The organism is Vibrio anguillarum (assembly GCF_001989995.2).
GTDB classification, from domain to species: domain Bacteria; phylum Pseudomonadota; class Gammaproteobacteria; order Enterobacterales; family Vibrionaceae; genus Vibrio; species Vibrio anguillarum.
In genome coordinates this window covers 90572-97226 of the sequence record NZ_JAHGUP010000042.1, presented here as the reverse complement: position 1 = coordinate 97226, position 6655 = coordinate 90572, and the positions used below count along the sequence as shown (strand labels likewise).

Here is a 6655-nt window from a genome sequence, read left to right as displayed (position 1 = left end):
CTTTCATGCGGTTTCCCTGCCTATTTAGGCGGTTTATCGGAACGAAAGTAGCAATTACTGCTGTGGGCGCATCGCAGGGAATAGGATAACGTCACGAATCGTATGGGTGTTGGTGAGTAACATCACCAAACGGTCAATACCAATGCCTTGACCCGCTGTTGGTGGGAGACCGTGCTCTAACGCAACAACATAATCAGCATCGTAGAACATGGCTTCATCGTCGCCAGCATCTTTGGCATTCACTTGCGCTAAGAAGCGCTCGTCTTGATCTTGAGCATCATTAAGCTCAGAGAAGCCATTGGCGACTTCACGACCACCGATGAAGAACTCAAAACGGTCGGTGAAGAATGGGTTGTTATCGCTACGACGCGCCAATGGTGAAATATCTGCAGGGTATCCAGTGATGAAGGTCGGTTGCATCAACTTAGGTTCAGCCGTTTCACCGAAGATCTCTTCAAGCAGTTGGCCACAAGTCCAGAAAGGTTCAACGTCTACATGAACCGATTTCGCGATAGATACCATCAGCTCACGGTTTTGCAGATCCTGTTCCGTTAACGCTTGGATTTGAGCGTGCTCTGGGTTGTAGTGTTTGATGGCTTCAAACATACTCATGCGAGCATATTGACCACCAAATTCTACCGTTTCATCACCATAAGGCATTGATGTTGAACCCAAAACTTCAAGTGCAACTGAACTCAATAGCTCCTCAGTAAAATCCATCAGATCATTGTAATCTGCGTACGCCATATAGAATTCCATCATGGTAAATTCAGGGTTATGGCGAGGAGAAAGACCTTCGTTACGGAAGTTACGGTTGATTTCAAACACGCGATCAAAGCCACCCACAACTAGACGCTTAAGGTAAAGCTCAGGTGCGATACGCAAGTACATTGGCATGTCGAGCGCATTGTGATGAGTGATGAATGGACGCGCACTAGCACCGCCAGGGATCACATGCATCATTGGCGTTTCTACTTCCATGAACTGTTTTGAGATCATGAAGTTACGAATTGCAGTCATGACTTTAGAGCGAACAATGAACGCATTACGTGAACTTTCATTAACAATCAAATCCACATAACGTTGGCGGTAGCGCATCTCTTGGTCAGTCAAACCGTGGAACTTCTCTGGTAACGGACGAAGTGCCTTTGTCAGCAATTCGTACTCTTCCATATTAACGTAGAGATCGCCTTTGCCAGATTTGTGCAACGCACCTTTCACGCCGATGATGTCACCAATGTCTAGACCTTGGTATTTTTCCTTCAGCTCAGTTTGAACCTCTTTTGAAGCATAAGCTTGAATACGACCAGAGGTTTCTTGAATAACAAGGAAAGGGCCACGTTTCGCCATGATACGACCCGCAATCGCCACAACATGGTTTAAGGCTTCTAACTCTTCTTTGCTCTTTTCACCGAATTGCTGTTGAAGATCGATCGCAAGGCTGTCACGACGAAAGTCATTTGGGTGGCCATTCGCTTTACAGCTCTTACGGATGTGATCCAGCTTGCTGCGACGCTCTGCGATGAGTTTGTTCTCTTCTTGCGCTATTTGCTCTTGATTCATTTCGTTTTGAACAGCATCAGTCATTTTACATGTACCTTATATGTCGGTAAAAAAGCATTAAAGGCCTGATTTCAGGCTTGCTTCAATAAATTTGTCTAAATCACCATCTAATACCGCTTGGGTATTACGGTTTTCAACGCCAGTGCGTAAGTCTTTGATTCGGGAGTCATCCAATACATAAGATCGGATTTGGCTTCCCCAGCCAATGTCAGATTTCGCATCTTCATTGGCTTGCTTTTCTGCGTTCTGCTTTTGTAACTCAAGTTCAAACAGTTTTGCACGCAATTGTTTCATCGCTTGGTCTTTGTTTTTATGCTGCGAACGATCGTTTTGGCATTGAACAACGGTATTGGTTGGAATGTGCGTAATACGCACCGCCGATTCGGTGGTGTTAACGTGCTGCCCCCCCGCTCCCGAAGCGCGATAAACATCGATACGAAGATCGGCTGGGTTGATGTCGATAGCAATATTTTCATCAATCTCAGGATAGATAAACGCAGAGGCAAAAGAGGTATGGCGGCGGCCACTCGAATCAAATGGCGATTTACGAACCAAGCGGTGTACGCCAGTTTCGGTGCGTAACCAACCATAAGCGTAATCACCGATAATGCGCACTGTTGCGCCTTTTAGACCAGCAACATCACCTTCAGACACTTCAATCACTTCAGTCTTAAAGCCTTTAGCTTCTGCCCAACGTAAATACATGCGTAGCAGGATTGATGTCCAGTCTTGAGCCTCGGTGCCGCCCGAACCAGACTGCAGATCAATATAGCAATCTGAAGAATCGTGATCACCAGAGAACATACGGCGAAACTCAAGCTGTTCAAGCTTAGTTTCCAGTTCATCCAGTTCAGGGCCAATTTCATCGAAGGTTTCTTGGTCTTCGGCTTCAATAGCCAGTTCCAGTAGCCCTTCCACATCATCCACACCTTGATCTAACTGATCAATGGTATCGACAATGGCTTCGAGCGAAGCGCGTTCTTTACCTAGCGCTTGTGCACGCTCAGGTTCGTTCCAGACATTAGGTTGCTCGAGTTCGGCATTCACTTCTTCTAAACGCTCTTTCTTAGCGTCGTAGTCAAAGATACCCCCTCAGGATATTTGTGCGCTCTGACACATCCTGAAGACGGTTTTTAATAGGATTGATTTCAAACATGTTTGCTCAACATTTATGAGTAGAATTTAACCGAAGAATTCTACTTAAAAATGTGATGAAGATACAGGAAAAATTAGTTTGAACTCTTGAAACAAAAGCTGGCACGCACTAAAAAAAAGGCCGAACAATCATGCTCAGCCTCTTCGATACTAACGGATAAAAACTCGATTATGCCGCGTTTTTAGCCACACTTTGCTGCACGTTAGTAGCGATAAAAAACATGCAAATCATCGCCGCAAGTGTTGGGAGTAACCACCCCATACCGACTTCAAACAGTGGCAGCATATTAAACGCAGACACATCCACGCCAGCCACTTTTGCCGCATCGATCAACGCAAAAAGAAACGCAATCAACAATACCACACGGTATGCCACTGCTGGATTTGGTAGTTTCCCACGTAAAAAGGTCAACATAATCAGGGCAATCGCAACCGGATACAGTGCAAATAAAACAGGGATAGAAAGAGCGATCAATTGTGATAAACCAACGTTTGCCACGATAGCACAAGCAACACCAATAATGATCACCCAAGATTTATAAGAAATTGGAGTCAATGTGCAAAAGTAGTCTGAGCATGCTGAAATCAAACCAATCGCTGTGGTTAGGCAAGCCAGCAAGACTATGGTGGAGAGAACAATCTGTCCATAAGGGCCAAATAGCGCTTGTACATATTGGCTAAGCACCACGCCACCATTTTCTGCGCCAAAAGCAACGACAGAGCTTGTCGCGCCAAGATAAAATAGTGAAATATAAACAAAAGCCAAACCAGCCGCCGCAATGCACGCCGCGCTGATTAAATACTTTGTGGTTGCCGCACGCTCAGTAATGCCTTTGCTGCGCAGTGCATCAACAATTAACATCCCAAACATCAGAGCACCAAACGTATCCATGGTGTTGTAACCTTCAAGGAAACCTTTCGTCAACGGCTGAGTCAAGTATTCACCTTGTGCAGCGACCATCTCACCTTGCGGATTAAGAAAAACAGCCACAGCGAGGACAAGCAAACCAATAAATAACGCTGGTGTTAACACTTTACCGATGACATCGATGAGTTTGCCTTGAGACCAGGCAAAAAACATCGCAACAACAAAAAAGAGAATAGAAAAGAGCGTCAAGTGCGATTGTTGGGCATCAATGAAAAACGGTTTCACTGCCATTTCATACGCCACAAGGCCAGTGCGAGGTGCTGCAAAAGCAGGGCCGATGATGATAAAAATCATCACCGCTATCATTGTCGCTGCCTGTTTGGGTAAATCTTTAGTTAGATGATCCCAAGAGCCACCAGCAACGGCAATAGCAATGATGGTCATTAGAGGTAGACCAACCGCAGTAATTAAGAAGCCAGTCATAGCGGGTAGCAAATGCTCTCCAGCAAGTTGGCCAGCGATTGGCGGAAAGATGATGTTACCAGCACCCAAGAAAAACGCGAAAAGCATAAAGCCGACCGCGATAATATCTGTTAGTTTTAACGTCTGCTTCACAGATAACCCTTAATTATTATTTAATAAATGTTGTGTATGCATTGTTGATGCAGTTTAAACCGCATCTAAATCTAAAAATTAAGGACGAATAATGACGAAACACTCAAGACTTCGCAAGGGCAAAGCAAAAAACGCTACATTAATTTATAATATTGGTGAAAAACCAGTTTAAAACTCTAAATGTTAAAAAATAGAAAGAATGATGTGTTGATCATTTTCTCATACACTCTCATAACAGATAGAAGAATAATCCGAACAAATAGATAACAATAGTGGTTATCACTTAATTAGAGCTATATTTTGAAATAATGATGAAAAGTCACACGCCCAAAAATAAGCGTTTCAAATTTAAACAATTTTCCATTGACGGTGGACAAGCGGGAATGCCTGTCAGTACCGATGGGGTTCTATTAGGCGCGTGGGCTTTCACGCACCATCCCAAAACCATTCTCGATATTGGCACCGGTACTGGGTTATTGGCATTAATGTGCGCACAACGTTTTAGCGATGCACAAATTACGGCCGTCGATATCGATGCCTTTGCCTTTGAAGCGGCCCAATACAACAGTAATGCTTCTTCATGGGGGCAACGCATACAGGTTTTACAAGGTGATATTTTAGACACCTCTTTTGCACCGTCCTTTGATGCAATTATTTGTAACCCACCCTATTTCAACAGTGGTGAACTGTCTCATGATCCCCAGCGAGCTACTGCTAGGCACACCAATCAACTTGCTCATCACGCTTTATTAGTCAGAGCAAAAAGTCTTCTCAACGATGAGGGGCAAGCTTGTTTTATTTTGCCCGTGTATGAAGGGGAACAATTTATCGAGCAAGCACTCACGCTCGGCTGGCAGCTTAAGCGGCGCTGCACTGTACAACCCATAGCACACAAACCCGCTCATCGGCTATTGGTTGAACTAAGTTTAGCCTCGGCTTCTGTGATTGATTCATCGTTGGTCATTCACTCATCAAGTGGTTATAGCGAAGCCTTTATTGCCCTAACTCAAGATTTTTATCTCAAGATGTAGAAATAACATGTGATCCTAATCACCAATCCCCCTATAATGTTCGACCTTAATTTTATAGCCAAATAAGCCTAACGGCTTGTGGAGTACTCACTGTGATCAAAACCTTTGCTGACCTCGATCTTGACCCTTGCATCATTGCGGCCATTGAAGATATGGGCTTTGAACGTCCCACCCAAGTTCAAGCTGAAGCGATCCCACAAGCCCTAGATGGTCGAGATATTCTTGCCTCTGCGCCAACGGGAACCGGTAAAACCGCTGCATTTGTTTTACCCGCGCTACAATATCTTTTAGATTTTCCGCGCAAGCGAGCCGGCCCTGCACGCGTCTTGATTCTGACCCCAACTCGTGAATTGGCGATGCAAGTGGCGGATCAAGCTCGTGAACTGGCGAAGAATACTCGCCTCAATATCGTCACCATCACTGGCGGCGTACAATATCAAGAGCACGCCGACATCTTAGCCAAAACGCAAGATATTGTGGTGGCAACGCCTGGTCGCTTGATGGAATACATTGAAGGCGAGCGTTTTGATTGTCGTGCGATTGAATGGCTTATTTTGGATGAAGCTGACCGCATGCTGGACATGGGCTTTGGCCCAATCGTCGATCGTCTCGCTGCTGAATGTCGCTGGCGTAAACAGACCTTGCTCTTCTCTGCAACACTGGAAGGCCATGGTGTGGAAGGTTTTACTGCCGATCTCTTAAAAGAACCAGCAACAATCAATGCCGATCCTTCTCGTCGTGAACGCAAAAAAATCACTCAATGGTATCACCGCGCCGATACCATGGTGCACAAAGTTGAGCTATTGAAGAAAATCCTCACCGAGCAAGCCGAACGTTCTATCGTGTTTATCAAAACTCGTGAGCGCTTAGCTGATTTGCGTACAGAGCTAGAAAAAGCGCAAATTCCTTGTGCTTGGATTCAAGGCGAAATGCCACAAGATCGTCGCAATAACGCCATTACGCGATTCCGTGAAGGCGCAGTCAACGTACTACTGGCAACCGACGTGGCCGCACGCGGTATTGACTTACCTGACGTAAGTCACGTGATCAACTTTGATATGCCACGCTCAGCGGATGTGTACTTACACCGCATAGGTCGTACGGCTCGTGCTGGTAAAAAAGGCAATGCGATCTCTTTGGTTGAAGCCCATGATCAAGTGATGATGGACCGCGTCGCGCGTTATGTCGACGAGGAGATAAAAGAGCGCTTCATTAAAGATATGCGCCCGCAGCACAAAAAGCCGGTATTCAAAAAGAAAAAGAAAACCGATGACAAAAAAGTCAAAGTGGTTTCGAAGAAGAAGAAAGCGAACAAAAAGAAAAAATAGTGTTCCAATACCACCTATAAAAAAATGCCGATACTGAAATATCGGCATTTTTTATCTTTAACATTTGAAGAGAGTGTCACTCTCTTCAAAATCAC

General features: G+C 45.0%; 5 protein-coding genes. 2 read left to right on the top strand and 3 right to left on the bottom strand.

Going from position 1 to position 6655, the window contains the following annotated elements:
- Positions 1-54: 54 nt before the first annotated feature.
- The 3 genes from lysS to brnQ all read right to left on the bottom strand — a co-directional run bounded on the left by lysS (position 55) and on the right by brnQ (position 4201).
- Complete coding sequence (gene lysS / locus PL85_RS11780) at positions 55-1587, bottom strand: lysine--tRNA ligase (protein WP_088728631.1); 1533 nt, start codon at positions 1585-1587, stop codon at positions 55-57.
- A 33-nt stretch (positions 1588-1620) separates the two neighbouring features.
- A protein-coding gene (gene prfB / locus PL85_RS11775) for a peptide chain release factor 2 (RefSeq protein ID WP_096000859.1) occupies positions 1621-2719 on the bottom strand; the annotation gives its coding sequence in 2 pieces (ribosomal slippage) (positions 1621-2643 and positions 2645-2719; 1098 coding nt in all).
- 168 nt (positions 2720-2887) lie between these two features.
- Positions 2888-4201: a branched-chain amino acid transport system II carrier protein gene (gene brnQ / locus PL85_RS11770; protein WP_019282738.1), complete on the bottom strand. Its 1314-nt coding sequence runs from the start codon at positions 4199-4201 to the stop codon at positions 2888-2890.
- A gap of 308 nt (positions 4202-4509) precedes the next feature.
- On the opposite strand from brnQ, the gene PL85_RS11765 reads away from it, so the two are divergent.
- Positions 4510-5232 carry a tRNA1(Val) (adenine(37)-N6)-methyltransferase gene (locus tag PL85_RS11765; protein ID WP_088728630.1) on the top strand — a complete coding sequence of 241 codons (723 nt, stop codon included), beginning with the start codon at positions 4510-4512 and terminating at the stop codon, positions 5230-5232.
- Between the two features lie 92 nt (positions 5233-5324).
- Positions 5325-6560, top strand: coding sequence for an ATP-dependent RNA helicase SrmB (gene srmB, locus PL85_RS11760; RefSeq protein WP_013857603.1), 1236 nt, complete (start codon positions 5325-5327; stop codon positions 6558-6560).
- Positions 6561-6655: the final 95 nt, after the last annotated feature.

Excerpts from the sequence above, each read along its gene's own strand:
- lysS (WP_088728631.1), bottom strand. The coding sequence starts at position 1,587 with ATGACTGATGCTGTTCAAAACGAAATGAATCAAGAGCAAATAGCGCAA.
- PL85_RS11765 (WP_088728630.1), top strand. The coding sequence starts at position 4,510 with ATGATGAAAAGTCACACGCCCAAAAATAAGCGTTTCAAATTTAAACAA.